Consider the following 26501-nt stretch of genomic DNA (forward strand, 5'->3'; position numbering starts at 1 on the left):
GGGTTTTCGTTGCGGCGGTTGATCTACGTCGAGCCGTACTGGCGCGCGGCTGTGGATGCACCGATCCACGTGCGGCCGATCCGATTCGAGTGAATGTGATGTCCGAAAATCCTCTATCGACGCCGTGCCGAAGGTGCATTGGTACATCCTATCTCTTCCTGCGCAGACATCCGCGCGCGTAAGGCGGCGGTCGGGAAATACGGCCGATTGAGCAAGGCATCCACCTGGAGGCCATCCGGATATTCCTCGCGAAATCGTCCCGCGACCGCAGGATGGGTTCACCACGCAGCGCTCATCCTGCGGTCACGTCAGACCGCTCGCCATTCGCGGTCCAAAAAGCGATGCCCGCCAAGCCTGTACACGCGGTCGTACAGCGAGAGAGAGCGGCGGCCCGGCGAACTCCTGGCGCCGTGACCGGGGCGACGCTGGTTGCATCTTATCCGCGATGCTCGATCGCGCTTCTCTCCGGGGACGATCGAGTCTAGACTCCGCGGGTGGCAAAATCATCCAAGCAGGCCAAAGCGGCCACGCCCGCCGAGAGGAGCCAATCGCGCGAGGCGCTGACGCTCCTCGTCGTGCTCGGGCTGCTCGGGGGGGTGGCGTATCGCTTCGTGCGCGATCAAGTCGGCATGTCCCACGCGGAGACGAAGCTGATTGTCGATGCCAAGATGACCACTTCCGTGAAGACCGAGCTTTGTGGCCCGCCCACGAAGGATGGGCGCCCGGTGGTCATCAGCATGCTATCCAGCGACGATAAACGCGCCTGGGTGGAGCAGGCCGCCGATCGCTACGCCAAACTTTGCCCGAACATCCAGGTCCAGCTCTCGGTGATGGGCGACATCGAATCCGCCGACGCCATCCTCGCGGGGGAGCAGCAGCCCACGCTCTGGGCCCCCGCCGACGAGCTCGTCGTCCGGTACCTGGATACCCGGTGGCGGAAGGAGAAAAACCAGGACAAACCGCTCTTCGATGTCGATCAAAAGCGCTCGCTCGTCGAGTCGCCGTTGGTCGTCCTGATCTGGGAAGATCGGCTCCAGGCCGTGGATGCCATCATGTCAGCCCGATCCTCGGAGCAAGGGCCATGGGTCGACCTCCTGTGCGCGTTCGTGCCGCCGCAGGCGGATCCCTCGGGAATGGCGACCGAGGACCTGATCCCCGGCCGCTGGATCGACTGGTACGAGTCCATCCTGCCCGCTCCACCGCGGAAGAAGACGCCCGCACCGGCGGCGCCGAGGAGACGCGCCGAGGAGACGCCCGAGGTCCCCAAAAACGTCTACCGCGCGCCCTTCCCGACGCTGGACGAGCTCCGGCAATGGGGGGTCGTCAAGTTCGGCCATACGTCGCCGACGCGCTCCGCTTCCGGTCTCGAGAGCCTCTACCTCATGGCCTACGATTATGTGCTGCCCCCGAAAGAGCGGCCCGACGCAGTGGCGAAAGCGATATCCGACGCCCAAGCGCAGGCCGATCGCCACGGGAGCGTCGTGTCGACGGACATCGCGGTGCCGGATTTCAAGCGCGCCTTCGCAAAGCGAAAGCAAGCGCTCGGTCGATGGCTGAAGCGTTGTGAGGGCGGGCTCGACGCTGCGCCGAACTCCGCAAAGCTGCTCGCCGAGACGATGTTCAACGTGGGTCCGTCACGCTACGACGCCGTCGTGACGTACGAGCACCTCACGTTCCCGATCCTCGACCAAATCGACGGCTTCGTGAACGTGATGCACGACATGCGCGTCATCTATCCAACGCCGACCATCATGAACCAGCACCCCGTCGTGCTCCTCGACGGACCCGCGAGTCTCACCGATCCACAGAGGCTCGCCGCGACCAAATGGATCGATTTCTTGCACAGCGAGGAGATGCAAAAAAAAGCCATCGACCATGGGTTTCGCCCGGCCAACCCCGTCGTATCCATTCGCGGCTACTATTCCACGACGAACCCGTTCCTGCGTCTTCGGCGCTACGGGATCACCTTCGATACCCCCATCGTCGAGCCGCCGCGCGTCGACGGCGAGCTCGTCAACGAGCTGATCCGGCTCTGGGAAGACGCGACCGGCAGGAACTGAGCGTCGCTCCGTGTACCGGTCGGCGCCGAAGGTGATGGATCAGGGGTTGGCGGGCGCGGGCGCCGGGGCGGGCGCGGGCGCCGGGGCGGGCGCGGGTGCCGGCGGAGGCGCGGGCGCCGGAGGGGGTGAGGGGGCGGGCGTCTCCGATGCAGGTGGCGTCGGGGCTGCGCCCATCGCGCCGTCGACGTTCAGGAGCATCTGCGCCCCCTGATTTCCGCCAAGGACGATGACCTTCGAATTCTGCGACTTTGCTAGCTCGAGCGTGGCCTCAATGCTCCTCCAGCGTAGGAGGTCCGGGTTCACCTTGCTCGCGATGAGGTTGTAATCGCGGATCCCCGAGGCCTCCTTGCGCTTTCGTTCGGCCTCTTTCTCTTCGCGCTCGAGTTTGTAGCGGTACTCGAGCATGAGCTGCTCCTGCTTGTACTTTTCGGCGATCGCGCTCGTCACAACGTCCGGGAGCTCGATGTCGATGAGCTTGAGCTCCTGGAGGGTGACGTAGGGGTTCGATAGGAGAGATTCGCCGGCGTCGTCGAGCCTCCCGAGAACGGGGATCTGGCCCAGCTCCTGGAGCAGGTCACGCTTGCTCGAGTAGATCTCATTCGCGGGCCGGTTGCCGAACGTACGTCGCACGTGCGCTTCGACCTCGGGCTGGATGAGGCGCTCGAAATAGTCTGCGCCCACGTCCTGGTGCAGAAATCCGAGCATCTCCTTGTTCGGGCGATACCGCACCGAGACTTTGACGCCCAGGTCGAGCCCCTCCTCGCTGAGGACATCGAACTTCAACGTCTTCTGCTGTAGCCGCGTCTCGTAGACCGTCAGCTTGTCCCATGGGGGGATGACGTTCAGCCCCTCGTCCCATATGCGATTCGTCACCGTGCCGCCGCTGAAGAAGCGGTACATGACCCCGTGGCTACCGGCGGGGATGGAGATGAAGATACGCGGCCACAGGAAACCAACAGAAAGCAGGACGAGGACCAGCGTCGTGTATACGACGAACTGCGCCTGCTGCAGCCGCATCGCGAGCCGGGTTCGAAGGGAAGGCGCAGGAGGGGCGGCGGCAGGACGGCTCGCCGGCGTCGTCAGCGGTTCGTTCTTGGCCATGGGCAGTCTCGACGGGGTGATCCCGACTTCACGTGGGAGGGGGCGCTCCAGCGTGAGGGGCGCGTTCTGGCTCTTCCCGGATAGGCTTGGGCCCCGAGATAAGGGCGATGAGGAATCCCCCGATGGGCGTCAGGAGAACCGACAGAAGAATGGCCCCCCTGAACCCGATACGTCGGGTATTCCCGAGGAGCCCCACGGCGAGCACCGTCAGGATCGGGAGGCCATACTGAAAGAAAGGGGCCAGCTCCATGAGATCTCGAGGTCAGGGAACTGCGTCGGCCTTCGCTCGCTCGTTCTTGTGCATCTGCGCCACCGTCTCCTTGGCCTTCTCGAACTCCTGCTTGAAGTGAGCGCGCATGGCGTACGGGTCGAAGTCGAGGAGGGTGCCTCCCGATTCGAAGTGCATCAGGAAGACCTTCCCCACCGCGTGGGTGAATGCGCCTGCGACGATGGGCATGGTGACGAGGCCGAGCGCGGTACCGACGCCGGGAACCAGCTTGGCGAGGCTTCCCCCGAGGGCCGCCCCGAGGGTCACGCCTCCGACGCCTCCGAGCAGGGCCCCGACGAGCTTCTTCGCGATGTCTTCGGTGAACTTCACACTGTAGAGGTGCGAGAGCTCGGCCAGCATCTTCACCTGGACGCCCGTCACGGCCACGGCATCGAGTCCGGGCAGAGGCACCGCGCCCGCACCGATCGACCAGAGAACGTTGCGACGGATGATCGACTCGGCGCGGCCGACGAGCGACGGCCCGTCGGCCGCCTTCGCCTCCTGCTTCGGGTCGGCCTTGGCTTCCGCCTTCGCCTCGGGCTTGGCTTCCGCCTTCGCCTCGGGCTTGGCCTCCGCCTTCGCCTCGGCCTTGCTCTCCTTGACCTCCACTTTCGGCTCGTCCTTGTCCGGCCTGGCGGACTGCTTCGGATGCGTACTTTCGGTTGCCATGGTGCCTCCTTCCTTGATCTTTGCCTCAGAAAGGCTTCACTGTCACCGAGGAAACCACTACTCGGCGTTCATGGACTTCACCAACGCGGGGCGGGATGAGCCTGCTTCGATAGAACGGATCATCCCGAGTTCCATGGTGATGACACGATCCGCGCAACGGAAGTAACGGTCGTCATGGCTGACTGCGATGACGGTCTTGCCGCGCTGCTTTAGCGACGGCAGCAGCTCCTCATAGAAATAGGCGCGGAACTCCGGGTCCTGATCCGCAGCCCACTCGTCGAAGACGAAGATTGGCCGATCCTCCAGCAGCGAGACGATCATGGCGAGGCGCTTCCTCTGGCCCGTGGACAGATCGCGCCGCGTGAAACGATCACCCTCGAATGAAGTCTTGCCCTCGAGCTGCATCTGGACGAGGAGGCGTCGAACCAAGCCCTCGTCGATACCGATGAGGCCGTACGCCTTCGCAAAAAGGTGGAAATCGGAGAAGATGGCAGTGATCATCTCGCGATACGCTGCGACATTCTCGGATCGCACCTCCACACCACCCACGCGAAGCGTCCCTCCGGTCGGTGGGTAGAGCCCCGTCAGGACCTTGACGAAGGTCGACTTCCCGCTCCCGTTGCCCCCGACGATGAACACGATCTCCCCGGGCTGGATCGAGAGGTTCAGCGGGCCGATGTGGAACGCCCCATCACCGTTCGCGCGTGGATACTCGTAGGTAACGTCCCGCGCTTCGATCACGCCGAGGTTGCCCTTCCAGGGATCCTCCCCATGCTCATCGGGCACGGCGGCTGCTCCAGCGGCCTCGTCGAGCTTCCTCTCCAGCGCCTCGATCTCGGCGATCGCCTGATTGGACCGGACGTATGCCGGATATCCCGAGACGACGCCTTGCAAGGGGCCCCACAGGAACATCACGCCCGCGATGAGCTTCGAGAGCGCGCTGGCTTCGACCTGCATGTGCCGCGGCAGGACGAAGGCCAGGGCGCCAAGCAGCACGAAGAGGTTGCAGCTCGCGAGGATGAAGTTCTCGTCGAAAAGGTGGTTGGCCTTCCGGCTGACGTCGCGCAGCAACGCCGCGGACTGCGTGATGTCGGCCCGGACCTGGCTGCTCCGCGCTTGGCTGAACTTGACCTCCTTGAATCCCTTCAGAAGGTCCGTGAGCGCATCGAAGAACGTGAGCCGCGTCCTGGCGAGCGCCTTCAGGAGGTCGCCCATCCCTTCGCTGCGCGACCAGTAGAGGGCGAGCCCGGCCGCAATGAGGAGCGCGAGAAGCGCGAATGCCGGGAACGAGAGCCACGCGATGTAGAGGACGGCGAACGTGAAGATGATCGCCTGCTGCAGGACGTTCGTCACGAGCCCGGCCGCTCCCGAGATCATCGTGGCGTTCTCGGTGACCCGGTCATAGATCTCGGACGCGCCGATACGCTCGAAGCCCGAGAGCTCCGCGCGCTCGACCTTCTCCACGATCCTGCACTTGATGCGGTACAGGATTTCCTCGACGATGTCCGTCATGCGGTGGAAGACGTACCTCGCCGCGAGGACGTACGTCGCGATGAACACGACGAACAGGAAGAACGCGCGAGCCCCCGCCTTCTCCGGCGCTTGAGCGGCGGAGTTGACGAGCATCAGCACGAGCGTGTTCGCGAGCCCCGCCGCCGTCGCGGCAAAGAAGATCTTGCCGCGCTCCGCCTTCGCGTCCTTGAAGATCAGGTCAACGATGGTCATCGCGTTCGTCCGATCGAGCACCTCGTATCACGCGGCGTCGACGACGAAGAGATACGTGTTCGGGACGCCGAGCGCAATCTGTTGCCGGAGGCGCATGTCGGCTGCCTCGAACGCCTCGCGGTACAGGGCGGGGGTGAACAGGTCGAGCGCCATCACGCTGTGGGTTAACTGGAAACCCAGGTTGAAGATGGGTGGTCGTACACCTGCCTCACCTTCCGGCATGCGGAACGTGTCCGCGAACAGGAATCGCCGGGCAGCGGGGAAACCGCGGCGAATCCCCTGGAGCACCACCGCGGGCGGGGCCGCATTGAAGAGGTCGTGCAGCATCATGAACGACGTCACCAGATCGGCCTTCCGGATCTCGGGAGCGAGCTCCTCGAGCTGCTGCATATCGAGGACGTTGGCCTGGTGGACGCCGACGCGATCAGACAGGCCGCGCGCGGCCACGTTGTTCTTGGCGAGCGCAACGGCGACGGCGCTGAGATCGAAGCCGATGCCGCGCACGCCGGCCTTGGCCGTGCAGATGTCGATGAGGCGCCCCGCGTTCCCGCAACCGAGGTCGACCATCATCGAGAAGTCCTGCGCGACGAACGCGTCGAGGATGGTCTGCCGCATGAGGCGCGTGTTGCAGAGGTCGGAGCCGAGCGCGACGTCGCCGCGATCGATGAGATCCATCGGGCGAGGCTCCGAGGACCGCGCGAGGGCACCGAGCTCGGCGAACATCCGACCGTAGCCTCCGACGGCCCAGATGAAGAAGCCCACGTGCTGGCGGACGTCGACCCCCGTGGAGGTCAGGACGTACCCCCCGCCGCGCGGGGCGAGGATTCCGAGGGACGTCGCAGCGGCGAGGAGCGGCGTGATCCGTTCGGCGGCCACGCCCGCCGCCCGAGAGAGCGCGTCGACGTCCGCGGGCACGACGGGATCGAGGGCGTCGAGGACATCGAGGTGCTGGAGCGCGCGGATCACATTGGCCCCGACGAACCCATTGAACAGATCGGCCGCGCTCATGCCGCCAGGGACGACCGGCGCCTCGCGCGACGCACCGTCGGCCGTCTTTCCCGACTGCCGGCGCGCCTCGACGAGGAAATTGCCGATGGCGAGCGCGTCGATGCGCGTCCCCTTGAAGGTCGCGACCGCATCCTCGGGCGTGCAGACGATGGGCTCGTTGTCGTTGAAGGACGTGTTGAGGACCATGGGTACGCCCGTGATCTCGCGGAACGCCGAGATGAGCTTGTGGTAGCGCGGGTTCGTCTCCGCGCGGACGGTCTGTATGCGGCTCGTCGCGTCGACGTGCACGACGGCGGGGATACTGTCCTTGCGCTCGGGCCTCGCCGGATAGGCGAGGAGCATGAAGTCGGAGGTTGGCGTGCTCTTCTCGATGCAGAACCATTGCCCCGCCTCCTCGGCGAGCACGCTCGGCGCGAAGGGGCGGAACTCCTCGCGATGCTTGACGCGATCGTTCAGGATCCGCTTCATCGAAGGGTTGCGCGGATCGGCGAGCAGGCTGCGATTGCCGAGCGCGCGGGGGCCGAATTCCATCGCGCCCTGGAACCAGCCGACGATGTTGCCTGCAGCGATGAGCTCGGCGGCCTTCCTCTCGATGTCGGGTACGCGCTCGTAGACAACGTCGGCCGCGACGAGCGCGCGTTCGATGGCGGCATCGTCGAAGCGCGGGCCCGCGTACGGGTGCGGCGCAGGGAAGCGCTCCTGATGGCCGAGCATGGCGTGCCGGACGTAGAGCGCCGCCCCGAGCGCCGTCCCCGCGTCGTGCGCGGCGGGCTGCACGTAGAGCCGCTCGAAGGGACTCGCCTCGAAGGCGATACGGTTGGCAACGCAGTTGAGCGCGACGCCTCCGGCCATACAAAGGTTCTTCGAACCGGTCCGCTTCGCCAGGTGACCGACCATGTGCGTGAGCGTCCGGTTCGTGATCTCCTGCAGCGCGGCGGCGATGTCCTCGTGTGCAGCGAGGATCGGATCGCCCTTCTTGCGTCTGGAGATGCCGAACATCGCCTCGATTGGGACATAGTCCTCGACGCGGAACCTGAGCGCCTCGCCGTCGAGCGCAAATCGCCCCTCGGGCTCGAGCGTGAGAAGCCGCTCGAACGGGCGGAGGTACTTGGCCGGATCGCCGTAGGACGCGAGGCCCATGACCTTGCACGCGTCGTAGTCGGAGAATCCAAGGAACTTCGAGAATTTTTCCCAGAGAAACCCGAGCGAGGATGGATATGCGATCTCGTCGAGGACGTCCATCCTCGCTCCCCGCCCGTACGTGAACAACGTCGAACCGGTCTCCCCGATCCCGTCAATGCAGAGGACGGCTGCCTCCTGGAACGGCGAGGGGTAAAACGCCGACGCGGCGTGCGCGAGGTGATGGCCGACCCATTTGAACTCCCCGGTCATTCCCATGGACAGGAGCTCCGCGGGCACCCGCTGGACGAGATCGAAGAAGAGCTGCTCGCCCGCTGCGCTCCCCCAGCCGCCCGGGACGACCCGATCCGAGAAGTGCTTGTTCTGGAGGCGCGCCCGGGGCTCCAGCGAGTATCCCACCCACGAGACGTCCCCGAGCTTGATCCCCGCGACGTCCAGGCAATGCTGAATCGCGAGGAGGGGCAGCACCTGGCCATTCGAGGGCTCGGCGTCCTTGCCGTGCTTCCTGCGCGAGAGGCGCTCTTCCTCGATTGCAGCGACGATCTGGCCGTCCTGAACGAGGCAAGCGGCCGATTCGTGGTATGCAGCGTTGATCCCTAGCACGTACATCGAAAGCCTCCAGGCTGCGTGATGAAAAGTGGCGCTTTGCCCTCTTCAAGATATTCTCGGTGGGGGAACGACTCGCCGCACGCGCGGCACATCGGCCTCGTGCCGGGACGACGCCTCATGCTCCTGTGCATCCTCGAGCGCGATGTCGTCCGGCGGCATGGCGATACGCAGCCGCCCTGCCCTACCGGACGTACGTGAGCGCTCCCCCGCGAGCATTTCGCGGAACGCGGCGACCCCTGCGTCGCCGTGGTAGACATGATCGAAGCCGGCTTCGCAGAGCCGCGCGGTCTGCTGCTCGGCGATCTCCGGATCGGAATGAATGAGCCCCCCGAGCACGAGTCGGACCCCGGCGAGCACGCCTTCGCCCCGCACGGCGCGCGCAATCTCGGCGCCCTCCAGATATCCGTGCCCATTCACCGTGGAGACGACGACAAGCTCAGGCTCCTCGCGGCGGCACACCTCGAGCGTGACCTCGACGGGAACGCACATGCCGAGGTTCGTGACCTCGTATCCATGCTCGCGCAGGAAGAGCTCGAGGAAGATCAAATTCCAGCTATGCGAATCCGAGGGGATGGTCGTGAGGACGGCGCGCCCCCTCGCCACGGGCTCGGGCGAGTCGGGTGCCTCGACGACCTCTCGTTCGCCGGGATCCAGCGTGCGCCGGTAGAACGAGAGCGCGTCGATCAGCCCAGCCGAGCTGGGGCCGCGCGCGCTTGCTGCACCGCGCTTCGGAGCGCGGACGGGCAGCTCGCCGACATCGGCCCAGCGGACGACCCCGTCGGGCGCAAACATCGTGCGCGCCAAACCGCGATTATCCGGGTGCAGGCAATACGGGACGTCGAGCAGGCCGCGGCGGAACGCCTCGCGAATCGCGACCCCGACATCCGCGTGGAGGTCGAGCACCCGGTCCACGATGGAAGACGCCTCCTCGAGCGTGATCTCCTCGTGCTCGTCGGCGGGACCGGTGGCCGGCTCGATCTCGAGGCGCGCGCTCTCGCTGGCCCAGCGAAGCGCGAGGAGGTTCTCCTCGATCGTCGGGATACGGTGCGCCTCCGAGGCCGTCTTGACGATGAGGCGCTCGCAGCCGGTCCTCCTCGCGAGCATCGCGCAGCTATCGATGAGGTGACGCGCCCCCTCGAAGCTCCGGGGGAAGAGCCCCATGTACATGTAGAGCACCACGTGGAATCGATGGCGCAGATGTTTCCCGGCGAGCCGTCGCAGCGCGGCAATGGCGCCCGCGTCCTGCGCGAGGTTCGTGCCCTGCGCGTAGCTCAAGGACACCGAGCGAACCCCGTGCTGCTCGAAGAACAGGGCCTCGAGCAAGCTGATGGCGACGAGCAGCGAGGGCGCGCCGAGCTGCCCCATCATGCAGCCCCCGAAGCTCTCCAGGTGCGCAGGGTGGTCCAGATCCCCCATCTCGGCGAAAAGCTCGCAGCTCGCGGCCCAGCTCGCGAGGCTCTTCTCCAGCGGAACCTGACCGTACGGGAGACAGTACGAGACCGGGCCGCCCTCCGTCGCCCCGATGCCGATCTCCCGGAGCGCGCGGAAAATGGGCAGTGGTAATGGTGTCCCATGACGGACCTGCACGGGGAAGCCGGGGCCATGAATCCCGGCGAGCATGTCGCGAACGACGGCGGCCGGGTACGCGAGGAGCGGGAAGCCATTGAGGGGCTGCCTCTTGCGGACGGCCTCCGCGGCCTTGCCCAGGTGGCCCGTGCGCGTGAAGCTGTCGAGCGTGATCGTGCCCATGGTCGGGAAGGGCAGGCTCTTCACGTCGAGGAGGCCGCCTCGCATGACCGCGATATCACTGAAGCCCATGCGTGGCTGGACGATGGGCGTGCCGCGACACGACGCCACGAGAAGGTCCACGCTGGGGAGTTCGATCGCAGTCATGCTCGAGGGCCCGCCCTACCGATCCATCTCAGCCCGAAGGGCGAACGATGTCGAAGAACTCGCGCGCGACGATGCTGAATGCGTCGATCGCGCGAATCGTGTTGCCCGGCTGCGCGTCGAGCATCTTCGCGACGAGGTGGAACTCCGTGCACCCGGAGACGAACGTGCGTGTCCCGTATTTGTCGAGGAGCCGCTCGACGGTGGGCAGCGCGATTTGCGGATCCTTGCCCTTTTTGAGGACCTCGAAAATGAGCCCCATGACGATCTCCTGATCCGGGCGACTGAGCTCGATGATCCGGTCCGCGTTCTTGCAGCCGTCCTGGAAGAGGCGCTTGTCATAGGCGCCCGTGCTGGCGATGAGGAGCCCGGGCTCGTCGCTCTTCTCGAGCGCGCGATCGACGATGTGCATGATGGATAGCACCTTCTGCCGTAGCTCCTCGGGTATGCTGGGGAGCGAGTAATGGGCGGTGCAGCAGCCGATCAGGATGCGATCGCAGAGCGGCGCGAGCCTCCGGAGCTGCGCCTCCATGAAGGCGAGGAAGGGCCCTTCGTTCTTCGTGTGGATGCTCTGGTTGCGATCGGGCGCCGAGGGGAGCGAGAACAGGACGACCTGCGGCGCCTCCTGCTCGGTGGGCGTCGGGTTGTATTCGTAGATGGTCTTGATGAGCTCGGCCGAGACCACGGGGCCCATTCCGCCGAGGATGCCGAGTGTAGGGGCCGGTATTCCACGCATATCCACCGCTCCTGTGCCTTCAGGCGTCTTCCGCGTCCAGCGAGGCGAGATCTGCCGCCATCCGACGCGCAATCGACTGGACGTGCGGCTCTTCGATCAAATTGACGTGCGCGCCGGGCACGTGAACGGCCGTCACGGGGACGAGCTGCGTCCAGCCCGCGATCTTCTTTCGGCCAAGCTCCTCGCCTTCGTCCTCGGCCACGAAGAACACGAACGGCGTGGGCAGGATGTCCCGGGGGACGTAGTTCATCTGTCGGTTGGCGTGAAAGACGTTCAGCAATCCGCGCACGTGCTTGAGGCTCGTCCCGGGCGCGAGAATGCCGACCTTCTCGAGGCAACTCCGGAGCAGACCGAACCGGTCGTCCGACGGGAGCGGCTCGAGGAGCTCAGGGGTGATGGAAAAATCCTCGTCGAAGGTGACCCCAATGCCGAAGATGAGGTCCGCAATGACGAATTTCTCCTCGAAGGGCTTCACCAGCGGATTGGCCGCCATGTCGGGCGAGCTGGAGTCGAACACCCAGAGGCTCACCTTCTCGCCGGCGCGGACGAGATCTTGCGTCATCGCGAAGGCCACCCGGCCCCCCCAGGAGTGGCCGCAGATGCGATAAGGCCCCTGGGGCGCGACAGCGCGGATCTCCGCGATGTACCGCGTGACGACTTCCTCGATGGTCGTGTAAGGCTCGGTGATTCCGTCGAGGCCCATGGTTTGCAGGCCGTAGACCGGCTGATCGGAGCCGAGGTATTGCGCGAGGTCGTGGAATGCGACGACATTGCCGCCGAGACCGGGGATGCAGAAGAGCGGGCGACGGCTGCCTCGCGGCTTGATGGGCACGAGCGGCGCCCAGAGGTCGCTCTCGTCGGATCGAAGCAGGAGCTGCGTCATCTCCTCCACGGTGGGGTGCTGGAAGACGGCGCTGAGCGGCAGGTGTTTCCCGAACGTCTCCTCGACCTTCGCCATCAGCCGCACCGCGAGCAGCGAGTGCCCGCCGAGCTCGAAGAAATTATCCCGGACGCTGATGGGCGCGACCTCGAGGACCGATTCCCAGATCTCGAGCAGCTTGTGCTCGTCGACGTTCCTGGGCGGGATGTGCAGGCGTCGCTGCGCGGTCCTCTCGTCCGGCTGCGGCAACGCCCGGCGGTCGATCTTCCCGCTCGTGTTCAGCGGCAACGTCTCCATCGCCACGAACGTGGCGGGGATCATGTAATCGGGGACCTTCTCCTGCATGAAATGCCGGAGCGTGGCCGCCGAGGGCGCCGTCGCGACCTGGCTGCCCTCCTTGCGGCGGCCGACCACGTACGCGACGATCTGCTTCCGCGCGCCCTCGCCGACGGTCGTGACGGCGACGCGCTCGATGTCCGGGTGCTGCGCGAGCACGGCCTCGATGGCGCGAAGCTCGACGCGGATGCCGCGGATCTTGACCTGCTCGTCCCCACGGCCGAAGATCGAAATGGACCCATCCGGGCGATACCGGCCGACGTCGCCCGTGAAATAGAGCAAATCCTCCGGATCGTCCGTGTGGGGGTTCTTGCCGAAGCGGCGGCGATCGGCCTCGGATCCGTTGAGGTAGCCCTTGGTGCGGAACGGGGTGCGGATCACGATCTCGCCGGCCTCACCGACGCCGCACAGGCGGCCGTCCCGCAACACGAGCCCGTGGGTCTCGGGCAGCGCGAAGCCGATGGGCTGGACGCCGGGCAGAGGCGGATCCGGGACGTCGAAGAAGAACTTGGACATCGTCGTCTCCGTGGTCCCGTAGAAGTTCACGACGCGGCAGCGGGGGAACCGCTCGCGGAAGCGGCGGATCAAGCTGTCGCGGAGCGGTTCGCCGGCGATGATGGCGCACCGCAAGCTGGGCATCGTGCGGCCCTCCGGGATGTCCGCAAGCCAGGTCTCGACCACGGAGGGCACGGTATGAAGGAACGTGATCCCGTCGCGCTCGATCCAATCGGCGAGGCGGCGCCCGTCCACCATATCGTCGTCCGTGTGCAGCGCGAGCGATCCTCCGCTCGTGAGCGGCAGGAACACGTCGCGCAGCACCGCGTCGAACGACAGGGCAATGAGCTGCGCGACGCGATCCCCCGGACCGACGCCGAACTGCTTCCGCTCCCAGCTCAAGAAATGGGCGAGGCCCTTGTGGACGCCAAGCACGCCCTTCGGCACGCCGGTGGTGCCCGAGGTAAAAAAGACGTAGGCGGGCGTATCCGGCGACGGCGGGCGCGCGCCGAGCGGCAGGCGGGGCCCGTCGGGGCGCTCGAGGCCGTGCCGCGGGTGCACCAAAAGCTCGCGGAGATGGCGGGCCGAGAGCCAGGCAGCCTCGCGGTCGTCCCTGGTCAAGGAGATGGCGTATTTCGCGCCCGACTCTTCCAGCATGGTGGCGAGCCGCGGCCGGGGCAGGCGCGGGTCGAGGAGCAGGAAGGCGCCTCCGGCATCGAGAATGCCGAGCATGCTGGCGACGAGGCCGAAGCTCTTGCCCCCCCAGACGGCCACGATGTCGCCCGCCTGGACGCCGAGCTCCACCAATGCGCTCGAGATGCCAGCGGCCTTCTGGGCGAGCTCCCGGTAGGTCCAGGTGTCCGTGCCGCGAATGAGCGCGATCTGATCCGGCGTGCGCTCGGCCCACGCCGCAACCTCGACGGGGACGGGCGGGTAGCTCGGCTGGGGCAAGGTCACCTTCATGTCGGGCAAGAGCGCCCGGGCAGCCGGCGTGACCAGCGAATAGGTGTCGATGGGCCTGCTCGGATCCTCGACGATCTGCTGGAGAAGGTGCGCATACTGGTCGAGCAGGTGCTCCATGCGCGGGGCCGAGAATAGAGCGGCGTTGTAGACCGTGCGCAGCACGACGCCGTCCTCGACGTCGACCGCGTAAAGGGTGAGGTCGAGCTTCGCCTCGGTCTCGCCCTGGTCCACGCTCTCCTCGACCCGGAGCCCCGGCAGCTCGAGCGTCCCCGTCGCGGCCGGCACCATGTTGAACATGACCTGATAGAGCGGGCCATGGTTCAAATGACGCGCGGGCGAGAGCTCGGCGACGATCTTCTCGAAGGGGACGTCCTGGTGGGCAAAAGCGTCCAGCGCGACCCGCCGCACCCGCCCGAGGAGCTCGGCGAAGGTGGGAGCGCCGGAAAGGTCCGTGCGCAGCACCAGGGAATTCAAGAAGGGGCCGAGCAGGCCCTCCAGCTCGACGTGGGAGCGTCCGGCCACGGGCGTGCCCACGACGATGTCGCGCTCGCCGGACCAGCGGGAGAGGAGGAGCTGGTAGGCGGCGAGAAGGGTGACGAACAGCGTGGCGTCGTGCTGCTGGCCGAGCGCCCGAAGCGCGCTGGAGAGCGGCCGGGAGAGCAGCCGCGCGGCGGATCCGCCCTCGAACACGGCTCGCGGAGGGCGCGGATGGTCTTGCGGCAGCGAGAGGAGCGGCGGAGCCCCTTCGAGCTTGCGCTTCCAGTGAGCGAGCTTGTCCGCCATCACCTCGCTCGAGAGGTGTGCGCGGTGCCAGGCGGCGTAATCGGCATACTGGATGGACAGCTCGGGGAGCGGCGACGGCTTGCCCTCGCGGAACGCGGCGTAGAGCGCGCCGAACTCGCGCATCAGGACGGCTGTGGACAGGCCATCCGAGGCGATATGGTGCATGTTGAGGAGGAGCACGTGCTCCGCCTCGCCCAGCCGGAGCAGGGTGGCCCGGAAGGGCGGCTCCTCGTCGAGCCGAAAGCGCTGCGCCGCGTCCTCTTTGACCCGCCGCGCGACTTCCGCTCCCCGATCCGCGGGCGAGAGCGCCGAGAGATCGACGATGGGCAATCGGAACGCCGGCGCGCCGATGTTCTGCCGAGGCGCGCCCTCCATCAGGACGAAGGTCGTACGCAGGATCTCGTGGCGCCGCACGATTTCCTGGAGGCTCTGCTCCAGCGCCGCGGCGTCGAGCTTGCCGAGCAGGCGCGGGCACATCGACATATTGTAGGTCGCGCTGTCGTCCTCGAGCCGGCTCAAGAACCACAGGCGCTCCTGCGCATGGGAGAGCGGCAAGAGGCCGCTCCGGGGCGCCCTCGGGATCGCGCGCGCGGCGTCGGCAGTGCCCCGGCGCAGGAAACTCATGATGTCGCTCTTCCGCGCCTTGAGCTCCTCCACGAGCGCGGGCGTGAGCGCCGAGCGGGGGGTGACGCGGAGGTTATCGCCTTCGAGGGCGATGCGGACGCCGTCCCTGGCGAGATTGGCGAGGAGGACGTCGACGGGCTTCATAGCAAGATCTCCTGCTCGTCGAGCGGAGCGCCGGGCGAGGATTGCATGGATTGTACGAGTTGGTAGTTGTCGATCCGCATTGAGAGCGCTGCGACGGTCGGGCTCTCGAAGAGGACCTGGAGGGGTAGATCGAGCGCCAGCTCGGCGCGCACGCGCGCCGCCACGCGCACCACCAGCAGGGAGTGGCCTCCGAGTTCGAAGAAGCTGTCATGGACGCCCACGCGCTCGAGCTTCAGGACCTCGCAAAAGATCCTGGCGATCCTCTCCTCGGTCGCCGTGCGGGGCGGCGCGAGCTCGGCGCCCCGGCTCTCGCGCGACGCGGCCGGCACAGGCAAGGCCCTGCGATCCACTTTGCCGTTCGGGGAGAGGGGCAGCGCTCCGAGCGGCACGAGGGCGGCCGGGATCATGTAGTCGGGCAGGCGCTCACGGAGGGCCTGTCGGATGCGCGCGAGCGCGGCCTCCTCCGCGTGCGCCTCCGCCTGCGCAAGGACGACGTAAGCCACGAGCCGCCTGTCGCCCGGCTCGTCCTCCCGCGCGACCACGACCGCCTCGCGAACCTCGGAATGCTCCCCGAGCACAGATTCGATTTCTCCGAGCTCGATGCGAGAGCCGCGAATCTTGACCTGATCATCGATGCGGCCCAGAAACTCGAGGTTACCGTCGGGCAAGAAGCGAGCGAGATCGCCGGTCTTGTACAGACGCCCGCCCTGGATGAAGGGATTGTCGATGAACTTTTCGGCGGTGAGCTCGGGCCGATTCAGGTAGCCGCGCGCGAGCTGCACACCGCCGATGTGCAGCTCGCCCGGCACGCCCACGGGGACGGGAGCGAGGCACCGATCCAGTACATAGATTTGCGTATTGGCGATCGGACGCCCGAGCGGCACGAAGGGAAGCGTGCTCTCCGCGCGACAAGCCCAGGCGGTCACGTCGATGGCCGCCTCGGTCGGGCCGTACAGGTTGTGGAGCTCGGCCCCGAGCTTCTTGAAGAACCGCCTCTCCAGCTCCAGCGGCAGGGCTTCCCCGCTCGCGATGACCCACCGCAGCGACGCGCAACGCTCCACGTCCGCCGCCGAAAGGAATGCCTGCAGCATGGGCGGCACGAAGTGCACCATGGTGACGCCGTGACGCTGGATCGCATCGATCAAGTACGATGGATCCATGTGGCCTCGAGGTCGCGCCAGCGCGAGCTGCGCTCCTGCGACGAGCGGCAGGAAGAATTCCCACACCGAGACGTCGAAGCTCATCGGGGTCTTCTGCAGCACGACGTCGCTCGGCCCCAATCGATACGCACCTTGCATCCACAGCAGGCGATTGACGAGGCCGAGGTGGGTGTTCATCGCTCCCTTCGGCCGCCCTGTCGATCCCGATGTGTAGATTGTATAGGCCACATTCTCCGGGCGAGCGAAGGATTGCGGCGCATCGGAGCTCATTCGCGCGACGTCTCCCCAGTCCGCGTCGAGGCGAATCGCTCGTGCGCTGTGGGCTCCCAGGACTTCGCTCAGGCGACCGTGCGTGAGCAGGATGGAGACCCGGGCATCCTCCAGCATGAACGCGAGCCGCTCGGAAGGATACGTCGGCTCCAGTGGCACGTAGGCGCCGCCGGCCTTGAGGATGCCGTACAGCGCCACCACGAGATCCGGCGAGCGCTCCATGCACACGCCGACCAACGTCTCCGGACCGACTCCCTGCGCTCGAAGATGATGCGCGAGCTGATTGGACCGCATATCGAGCTGACGATACGTGAGGGTGCTGTCCTCGAAGACCACGGCGACCGCGTCCGGCGTGCGCTCGACCTGCGCCTCGATCATCTGGTGCACGCACAGATCCCGGGGATAGGTGACCGCCGTATCGTTCCATTCGACCACGATCTGATGCCGCTCTGCCTCCGTCAGCAGGCGGAGTTCCGAGATGCGCTTGTCGGGGTTCTCTATCGCGTCGAGGAGGAGCGCATGGAGGTGACCCCAGAGGCGCTGGACTGCGGCGCGCTCGACGCGGGAGGTGTCGAAGGAGAGGGTCACGCTGGTGCCCTCGACGTCGTGATGGACCACGACACCCAGCGCGTCCTTCGCCGTCATGATGGCCTCGGGGAGCGCGGCGGGGTGAGGCGACCAGCCCTCGGCCATTCCCTCCTCGTCGGTGATCTCGAAGAAGCTGACGTCGTACAGGGGGTTCTCCCCGGGGCGACGCGCGGCGCCCATGTCCTGCACCACGACATCGAAGGGCAGTGCTTGATGGCGGTACGCCTCGATCGCCGTCGCACGCGCGCGCGCGAGCCACGCCCGGAACGTCGGATCGTCGCCGAACTCGGCACGAAGGACGACGGTGTTGGTGAAGAACCCGAGGAGTTCGCCGGTGCCCGAGGTCTCGCGGCTCGCGACCACGGCGCCGATCCCGAAATCGGCTTGCCCGGAATAGCGGGCGAGCACCGCCGCGAGCGCGGCGTACCAGGCCATGAAGAGCGTGCAGCCCGAAGCGCGGGCGAGCGCTCGCAACGCGCGGGACGCGTCCGCCTCGAAGCGGAACGACAGAAGCGCCTCGGGTCCCGGCTCCATACGGGCCGCAGCGCGCACAATGGGCAGGTCGAGCCGCGGCATCCCGGACAGCCGCGCCTTCCAAAAGGCACGCGACGCTTCGAATGCGCCATTTTCAAGCGCCTCCTGCTCGGCGCGCGCGTGATCGGCGTACTGGAACGGGAGCGGGGGCAGCGCCGCCTCCCCGCCGCGGCAGCGGGCCTCGTAGAGCGAGGACCATTCGCGCAGGAAGATGCCGCTCGACCACTCGTCGGTGATGATGTGGTGCTGGTGCACGAGGAGGACGTGCTCCTCCGCCGACACGCGGACCACGATAACGCGCGTCAGGGGGCCTCGCTCGAGATCGAACGCCGCGCCGACCTCGGCGGCGGCCATGGCGCGCAGCGTGGCTTCGTGCTCCTCGGCGGGCTGCGCGGAGAGGTCCTCGACGCGGAACGATAGGGCGGGCTCCGCCGATACCACGCGAACGGGGGCGCCTGCGACCTCCGGATAGGTGGTGCGCAGGATCTCGTGGCGCGCGGCCAGCGCGAACAGGCTCGCGCGGAGCGCCGCAACGTCGAGCGGGCCCGCGATGTGCAAGGCGCCGGGCACTTGATACGAGCGCGCCTCGGCGTGGAGGCGCTCCAGAAACCACAGGCGTCGCTCGGTGCTAGAGAGGCCGGGATACGCTGCTTCCCCTTCCGCACGCAGGCGGGGGCGCAGATCGACGGCGGGCGGGGGCCGCTCCCTCGTGCCATCGACCAGGGCGGCCAGCGCCTCGAGGGTCGGATTCTGGAAGAAGGTGGCCACCCCGGGCGCATACCCCAGCGCCGATTTCATTGCGGCGAGGAGGCGCACCGCGAGGAGCGAATGCCCGCCGAGGGCAAAAAAATCGTCCGTCGGACGGATACCTTTCACGCGAAGGATCTCCTGCCACAAGCTCACGAGCACACGTCCGGTGGGCGTGGTCGGGGCGATACGAGCAGAGTCCGATGGCTCCTGCACGGGTGCACGCAGCGCATTGCGATCCACCTTGCCGTTGGGCGCAAGAGGCATTGCATCGAGCAGGACGAAAGCGGACGGAGTCATGTACTCGGGCAATGTCGCGCGGAGGTGCTCGCGCAGCGCGGTCCGCGTGCAACGCTCATCGTCCGTCACCACGTACGCCACGAGTCGCTGGTCCCCCGGCGCGTCCTCGCGCAGGAGGACGGCGCACGCGCGGACCGACGGGTGAGATAACAAGGACGCTTCGATCTCGCCGAGCTCGACCCGGAAACCCCGGATCTTGACTTGATGATCGATGCGCCCCCAAAATTCAAGATTGCCATCGGGCAAAAAGCGCGCAAGATCACCCGTCCTGTAGAGGCGCTCGCCGGGCGCGAAAGGATCCTCGACGAACCTCTCCGCCGACAGCTCCGGCCGGTTCAAGTAGCCGCGAGCGAGCTGCACGCCGCCGACGTACAGCTCGCCAGCCACGCCGATGGGCGCAGGCGTCAGGTATCGATCGAGGACGTAGACCCGGGTATTGGCGACGGGCCGACCGATCGGCGCAACGGGCGCCGAGATATCCTCATGGCCTACCCAGGTGGTGGCGTCGATCGTCGTCTCCGTCGGTCCATAAAGGTTCCAGACCGGGCAGCCGGCCCACCGAATGAGCCCGTGGTACAGCGATGCCGTGAGCGGCTCGCCTCCCGAGCATATCAGCCGAAGGGTCGCGGGACGCCGCGCACCGTGGCCACTCAGCATCGCCGAAAGGAGCGAAGGGACGCATTGCATCACCGTGACGCGCCTCTCCTCGACGAGCTTCATCAACTCCTCTGGATCCCTGTGCGCTTCGGGCCCCGCGATGACGAGGCATCCACCCACGAGCCAGGGAGCCCAGAACTCCCAGACGGACGCATCGAAGCTGATCGGCGTCCTCTGGAGGACACGATCCGTCGGCGTGAAATGGAGGTCGCGAATCATCCACGCCATGTGATTCACAAGCCCGCGATGGGTGAGCACCACCCCCTTGGGTCGCCCCGTCGAGCCCGACGTGTAGATCACATAAGCTGGGTGCTCGGAGCGAGCGCCACTCTCGGGTGGAGTCTTCGGCTCGGTCGCCCACGGCTCGTCATCGAGGTCGAGCGCGATGAAGCTCTCGCTGCGCGTCTGCAAGCGATCGGCGACATGCGCGTGAACGACGACAGGCGTCCGGGCGTCCTCCCGCATGAACGCGAGGCGCTCGGCAGGGTAGGACGGATCCAGCGGCACATAGGCACCGCCCGCCTTCAGGATCGCAAGCATCCCGATCACCATTTCGAGAGACCGCTGCGCGCATAGCCCCACGAGCACATCGGGGCCGACGCCGTGCTTGCGAAGGTGATGGGCCAGCCGGTTGGCCCGTGTGTCGAGCTCGGCGTACGTGAGCGACGAACCACCGTATTCGACGGCCACGGCGTCCGGGGTCCTTCCAACTTGCTCCTCGAACAGCTCGTGAATGCACCTGTCCGCGGGATACTCCGTCGCGGTGTCGTTCCATTCGACCAGGATGCGGCGTCGCTCCGCCTCCGTGAGGAGCGGGAGCCGACCCACCCGCTCCTCGGGCTGCTCCACGATGGCGCCGAGCAGGGCCTGGAAATGGCCACTCCAGCGCCGGATGGTGGCCTCGTCGAAGAGGTCGGTGTCATAGAGCCAGTGGCCGGTGAGCCCGCCTTCGAGCTCCGTCACGTGCAGCTCCATATCCGTCCGCGTGAGGTGCAGGTCCACGTCCACCGGCGTGACGGCGAGGCCTGGCAGGGCAAACTCCACGTCCGGCACGTTCTGCAGGGCGAACGTGATCTGCACGAGCGGGCTGTGATTGGCGTGCCGCTCCGGCGAGAGCGCCTCGACCAGCCGCTCGAAGGGCAGATCCTGGTGATTGAATGCTTCCTCCGCCGTCCTGCGCACCTGCGCAAGGAATTCAAGGAAGGTGGGCTCTTGCGCGAGGTTCGAACGGAGCGCCAGGGTATTCACGAAGAACCCGATGAGCGGCTCGATCTCCTCCCGATTGCGGCCCGCGATCGGCGCGCCCACCACCACGTCCGGTTGACCAGAGAGGCGCGCGAGCAGAACCTGGAACGCCGCGAGCAGGGTCATGAAGAGCGTCGCGCCCGCATTCCGGCCGAGCTGCTTGAGGCGCAGGGTGAGCTCGGGCTCGATGCGGAACGCAACCATGCTCCCTTGGTAGCGCTGCACCGGGGGGCGGGGCCGATCGGTGGGCAGTCCGTGGAGGACAGGGGCGTCCGCGAGCTTCTTCTTCCAGTACGCGAGCTGCGCACCTCGCGCGTCGCCCTCGAGCCAGCGGCGCTGCCAGCGGGCGAAATCGGCATACTGGATGGCAAGCTCGGGCAACGGCGAGGGCTCACCGCGCAGGAAGGCGGCGTAGAGCGCCCGGAGCTCGCGCGTGAGCACGCCGATCGACCACCCGTCGGCGGCGATATGATGCATGTTCACGAAGAGCACGTGATCCGTAGCCGAGAATCGGTGCAGCGAGGCGCGCAGCATGGGCTCGGTCGCGAGATCGAACGTCCTTCGCGCCTCGATCTGCGCGAGATGCTCCACCTCGGCATCGCGCTGCTCGTCCGGGATGTGGGTCCGATCGACGGGCGGCAGCGAAAGCGCCGGCGCGGGGTGGATGATCTGGCGCGGCGCTTCGCCTTCCATGACGAAGGTCGTTCGCAGGCTCTCGTGGCGCCGGACGATCTCGCCGAGCGCACGCTCGAGCGCCTCGACGCCGAGGTCGCCCTTCATTCTCAGCGCGCCGAAGACGTTGTAAGCAGCGCCGGTCCCCCATTGATCCAGAAACCACAGCCGCTCCTGGGCGAACGAGAGCGGAATCGGGCCCTCACGGGGCTCGGGCCGGATCGCGCCCGCTGCGGCGTCCTTGCCGTACGGCGCGAGGTGCAAAGCCTGTTCGGCGACGGTGGGCTTCGCGAAGAACACCTGGAGGGGCAGCTCCCCACCGAAAGCGCTTCGGATGCGCGACACGACCTGGGTCGCGAGCAGCGAATGACCGCCCAGATCGAAGAAGTTATCGTGGACGCCGACCCGATCGACCTTGAGCACGTCGGCCCAGATGCGCGCGACGGTCTCCTCACCCCCCGTGTGGGGAGGCGCGTAGCCCGCCGCAGACGCGTCCCGCCGCGGCACCGGCGAAGGCAGCGCCTTGCGGTCGATCTTGCCGCTCGGCGACAGGGGCAGCGCGCCCAGCGTCACCCAGGTCGCGGGGATCATGTAATCGGGCAGCTTCGCCGCGAGCGCCTCGCGCAGCACCGGCACGACGCGGCGGTGCTGCTTGCCGAGGAGGGGGTTGTTGGCATAGGTCGGCCAGGGCCGAGGACGGGGCTGCGGCGTCTCTGCGGCTTTCTGGACCGCTCCGCTCGCGCCGTGGCGACGCAGGATGACCTCCATGGTGCCGGGCTCGCCCGCGCTCGGCCGGGTGACGTGCACCGCATAAGGCAATTCGTCACCGAGCGCCCAGAGCGCCTCCGGATCGACGCCCGGCGGCGCCTCCGCGAGCGCTCGGCGGAGATCCGCCACGCGCTGGTCGTGCGCGCCCGAAAGCCATTCGATGGCGCAGGCCTCGTCCCGCAGGCGGGCGTCGGGCACGTTGGTGAGGCCGACGCAGGTCGGCCCCGTCTGCACGAGCCATTGCCGGAGGCCCTCGATCGTCCAGTCCTCCCTTTGCCAGTCCTCGAAGCGCGTCGGGTTGGGTCGGCCCGCGCGCCCGGCAGCGGCCCCGTCCTCCGCGATGCGCAGGATCACCTGGTACCGGAAGCGGGTGAGCTCGTTGTGATGGTGCCCGCGCTTCAGCCGGATCTCGACGTCCTCGATCTTGGGAAATTGGCCGCGGAGCGCGTGGAAGAAGGCCGGATCGACGAGCAGCTCCTCCTCGTCGAGGAGCCGATGCTCCACGAGGGCGGCAAGCTCCCCGCGCCCCATGCCGTCCGGCGCCCGCGAGAGCTGCACGGAGACGTGGTAGGCCCAGAGCAGGGTGAGGTCACGAATGTCGCCGAGGTAGATGGCGCCGCCGGGCTTCACGGCCCCGAGCGCGCCCTCGATGACGCGGAGCAGGTAGTCGGCGCTGGGGAAATACTGCGCCACCGAATTACACAACACGAGGTCGAACGAGCACGAGGGGATACCCGTGAAATCGTCGGCCATGCGCTGCAGGAGGGTCACGCGGGACAGGCCTCCCTGGACGTCTTGCATCCGCCGGACGTGGGCGAGGGCCTTGCCGGCGTGATCGGTGCCCCAGTAGCTCTCGCAATCCGGGGCGAGGCGGGCGAGGAGCAGGCCGGAGCCGCAGCCAATCTCGAGCACGCGCGCGGGCTTTTGCGCGCGCACCTCGGCAACGGTGGCTTCCACCCACTCGGCCATCTCGGCCGCGGGGATGGGCGCCCCGGTGTAGCTCGAGTTCCAGCCGGTGATGTTGAAGGTCAGGTCGGCAAAGGCAGGCTCCTCGCCGTAGGTTTCCTCGTACAAGCGCTGCCATTGCTCGACGTGCTCGGCCTGCGCCACCTCGTCGCCGGCCTCCGGCACGACATAAGCGACGAGCCGCGCCTCGCCGATGCTGTCCTCCCGCGCGACGACCGCCGCCTCCCGCACCGCGGGGTGCTCGGTGATCGCCGCCTCGATCTCGCCGAGCTCGATACGGAAGCCGCGCATCTTGACCTGTTGATCGGCGCGGCCGAGAAATTCGAGCTGACCGTCCGGGCGCAAGCGAGCCCTATCGCCAGTCCGGTAGAGCCTGCCCTTGCCGAACGGATTCCGGATGAAACGCTCGTCCGTGAGCTCGGGCCGGTTCAGGTAGCCGCGCGCGACGCCGATGCCGCCGAGGCAAAGCTCTCCCGGCACGCCGATCGGCGCCAGGCTGCCACTGCGATCGAGCACGTAGGCCTGGGTGTTGGCGATGGGACGGCCGATGGGCGGCGCGCCCGCCTGCGGTGTGCACCGCATCGCGGTCGACCATATCGTCGCCTCCGTGGGGCCATAGAGGTTGAAGAAACGGCGGCCCGGCGCCCGCGACAGCACGAGCTCCGCGGGGCAGGCCTCGCCCGCCACGGTGATGAGCCGCAGATGGGGCAGCTTCGCGGGGGGGACGGCCGCGAGCGAGGAGGGCGTGAGCGTCACCGCGGAGACGCAATGGCGCTCGAGATATCGCTGGAGCGGCTCGCCGGGCGCCAGCACGTCGCGTGTGCCGAGGCAGAGCGTGGCCCCGACGCGCAGGGCCATCCAGATCTCGAAGGTGGCGGCGTCGAAGCACAGGGAGGCAAACTGCAGCATGCGGTCGCCCGGCCCGAGCTCGAACATCTGCGCCTGCGCCTCGGTGACATTGCACAGACCGCCGTGCTCGAGGAGCACGCCTTTGGGCCGACCGGTGGAGCCCGAGGTATAGATGACATAGGCGAGGCGCTCGGGCCCCACCTCGCTCCGGGGGTTCTCGCGGCTCGCGGTGGCAATGGCGGCGGCGTCCCGATCCACGCCAACGATCCGGAGGCCCGGACGGCCAAACCCCTCGGCGAGCCGCGCCTCGGTGAGCAGGACGGAGGGCCGCGCGTCCTCGATCATGAAATCGAGGCGCTTTCGCGGGTACTCCGGATCGAGCGGGAGATAGGCGCCGCCTGCCTTGAGAATACCGAGGAGGCCGACGACCAGGTCGAGCGAGCGCGGAAGGCAGAGCCCGACGATCGTCTCGGGGCCGACGCCGATCGATTGCAGGTGGTGCGCGAGCTGGTTGGCGCGCTCGTTCAGCGCGCCGTACGTCAGCGTCGAGACCTCTCTGCCGTCGTCGAAGAGCAGCGCCATCGCGTCGGGGGCGCGCTCGGCATGCGCCTCGAAGAAGCGGTGGACGCCGCCCTCGTACGGGACTTGGACCGTGGGGCCATGACCATGGGAAAGGATGCGGTCCCGCTCGATCGTGGTGACGAGGGGCAGGTCCCCGACACGCGCGTGCGGCGCGGCCCCGATGCCGGCGAGCAGCGTCTGGTAATGGCCGATCATCCGCTCGACCGTCGCGGCGTCGAAGAGGTCGGTGTTGGCGACCCAATGGCCGTCGAGCGTCCCGTTCCGCTCCCAGAAGTGCAGCTCCATGTCGAGGCGCACGAGCCGGTTCTCGCCGTCCAGGAAGCTGGTCTCGAGCCCCGGCAGGTGGATTGCATCCTCCGGCGTGTTGTGCAGCGCCAGGGCCACCTGGACGAGCGGATTCACGGCCGGGTTGCGCTCCGGCGAGAGCTCCTCGACGAGGCGTTCGAACGGCATGTCCTGGTGGGCATACGCCTCCTGGGTCGTCTTTCGCACCCGGCCGAGGAGCTTCAGGAAGGTGGGGTTGTCGGCGAGTTCGGCCCGCAGCGCGAGCGTGTTGACGAAGAACCCGATGAGCGGCTCGAGCTCGTGGTGGTGGCGATTCGCGATCGGGGCGCCGACGATGAAGTCGTCCTGGCCGCTCCACCGTGACAGCAGCACCTGGAACGCGGCGAGCAGGGTCATGAAGAGCGTCGCGCCCTCGCCCTGCCCGACCGCGCGCACACCGGCCACGACCTCGGTGGGTACCTCGAAGCGCGTGGTGATGCCCTGAAACGTCGCGCCCCTGGGGCGCGGCCTGTCCGTGGGCAAAGCGAGGAGCACCGGAGCGCCGGCGAGCGCGCGCTTCCAGTAGGCGATCTGAGCGGCGAGGAACTGACCTCCGAGCAAACGCCGCTGCCATACGGCAAAATCAGCGTATTGAATCGGCAGCTCGGGCAGCGGCGATGGACGCCCCTCGGCGAACGCGCCGTACAGGGTCGAGAGCTCGTGCACCAGCACGCCCACGGACCAGCCGTCCGACGCGATATGGTGCATCGTGAGCAAAAGGAGGTGATCACGCGCAGGCGCACAGGGCTCGCCGAGCGCGACGAGCGCGGCGCGGACCATTGGATCGCACGAGAGATCGAAATGACGCCCGGCCTCCTCCTGCACGACCCTGCGCGCCGCGCTCTCCTGCTGCTCCGGCGGCAGGTCGCGGAGATCGATGACAGGCAGCGCGACAGGCACGGGATCGTGGATCACCTGGCGGGCGTCGTCGCCCTGCACGGCGAACGTCGTGCGCAGGCTCTCGTGGCGGCGCACGATTTCGCTGAGGCTCCTCGAAAGCGCCTCCACGTCGAGCGCGCCGCGCAGCCGGATCGCGCTCGGCATGTTGTAGGCCGTGCCGCTGCCCATCTGATCGAGGAACCAGAGCCGCTGCTGGGCGAAGGAGAGCGGCAGATCTGCGTCCCGCGATGCGCGCGCGAGAGGGAGCGTATTTCCGTGCTCCGCCGGCGCCTTCCGTAGGAACGCGAGAATCTCAGGCTTGCGCCGCGAGAGCTCCTCGCGCAGCCCGGGCGTGACGACGCCCTGCGGGGCCTTCCAGCGGAGGCGATCCTCCTCGACCCAGAACCGCACGCCCTTTGCGTAAACGTCCGCCAGAAGTTGCTCGATGCTCGTCAAAGCTCGCTTTTCTCCGCTGCCCCCGCTCCCAGGTCCGCGCGGCGGTCCACCGCCGTGCTCACACGCCTTTTCG

The 26501-nt window shown here is 67.3% G+C and carries 9 protein-coding genes and 1 pseudogene; 1 reads left to right on the top strand and 9 read right to left on the bottom strand.

Annotated elements, in window-relative coordinates; all coding sequences use genetic code 11:
- Positions 1–494 precede the first annotated feature (494 nt).
- Positions 495–2060, top strand: a complete 1566-nt coding sequence (locus QHF89_RS28015; protein WP_136970788.1) for a type 2 periplasmic-binding domain-containing protein — start codon at positions 495–497, stop codon at positions 2058–2060.
- Positions 2061–2099: 39 nt separating this feature from the next.
- Here QHF89_RS28015 and QHF89_RS28020 read toward each other — a convergent pair whose 3' ends face one another.
- From QHF89_RS28020 to QHF89_RS28055, 9 genes and pseudogenes are all read right to left on the bottom strand, one after another.
- Entirely contained in the window at positions 2100–3161 is a 1062-nt protein-coding gene (locus QHF89_RS28020; RefSeq protein WP_136970789.1) for a prohibitin family protein, read from the bottom strand.
- 262 nt (positions 3162–3423) lie between these two features.
- Positions 3424–4098, bottom strand: a complete 675-nt coding sequence (locus QHF89_RS28025; RefSeq protein ID WP_136970791.1) for a YcjF family protein — start codon at positions 4096–4098, stop codon at positions 3424–3426.
- Positions 4099–4155: 57 nt separating this feature from the next.
- The gene (locus tag QHF89_RS28030) at positions 4156–5823 is read right to left on the bottom strand and encodes a cyclic peptide export ABC transporter (protein WP_136970792.1); all 1668 of its coding nucleotides are present in this window, start codon (positions 5821–5823) and stop codon (positions 4156–4158) included.
- Between the two features lie 27 nt (positions 5824–5850).
- Positions 5851–6831, bottom strand: coding sequence for a class I SAM-dependent methyltransferase (locus QHF89_RS50010; protein WP_342763974.1), 981 nt, complete (start codon positions 6829–6831; stop codon positions 5851–5853).
- Between the two features lie 69 nt (positions 6832–6900).
- Positions 6901–8580, bottom strand: a pseudogene (locus QHF89_RS50015) (carbamoyltransferase family protein); the annotation flags it as partial.
- Between the two features lie 45 nt (positions 8581–8625).
- Complete coding sequence (locus QHF89_RS28040; protein ID WP_136970794.1) at positions 8626–10473, bottom strand: cobalamin-dependent protein; 1848 nt, start codon at positions 10471–10473, stop codon at positions 8626–8628.
- A gap of 28 nt (positions 10474–10501) precedes the next feature.
- Positions 10502–11206, bottom strand: a complete 705-nt coding sequence (locus tag QHF89_RS28045; RefSeq protein ID WP_136970795.1) for an aspartate/glutamate racemase family protein — start codon at positions 11204–11206, stop codon at positions 10502–10504.
- 19 nt (positions 11207–11225) lie between these two features.
- Positions 11226–15431, bottom strand: coding sequence for a non-ribosomal peptide synthetase (locus QHF89_RS28050; protein WP_136970796.1), 4206 nt, complete (start codon positions 15429–15431; stop codon positions 11226–11228).
- Positions 15428–26428, bottom strand: coding sequence for a non-ribosomal peptide synthetase (locus QHF89_RS28055; RefSeq protein ID WP_136970797.1), 11001 nt, complete (start codon positions 26426–26428; stop codon positions 15428–15430). The genes QHF89_RS28050 and QHF89_RS28055 overlap by 4 nt, the downstream gene beginning before the upstream one ends.
- Between the last annotated feature and the right edge of the window lie 73 nt (positions 26429–26501).

Origin of the sequence: Polyangium sorediatum (assembly GCF_029946465.1) — a bacterium.
Taxonomy (GTDB): domain Bacteria; phylum Myxococcota_A; class Polyangia; order Polyangiales; family Polyangiaceae; genus Polyangium; species Polyangium fumosum.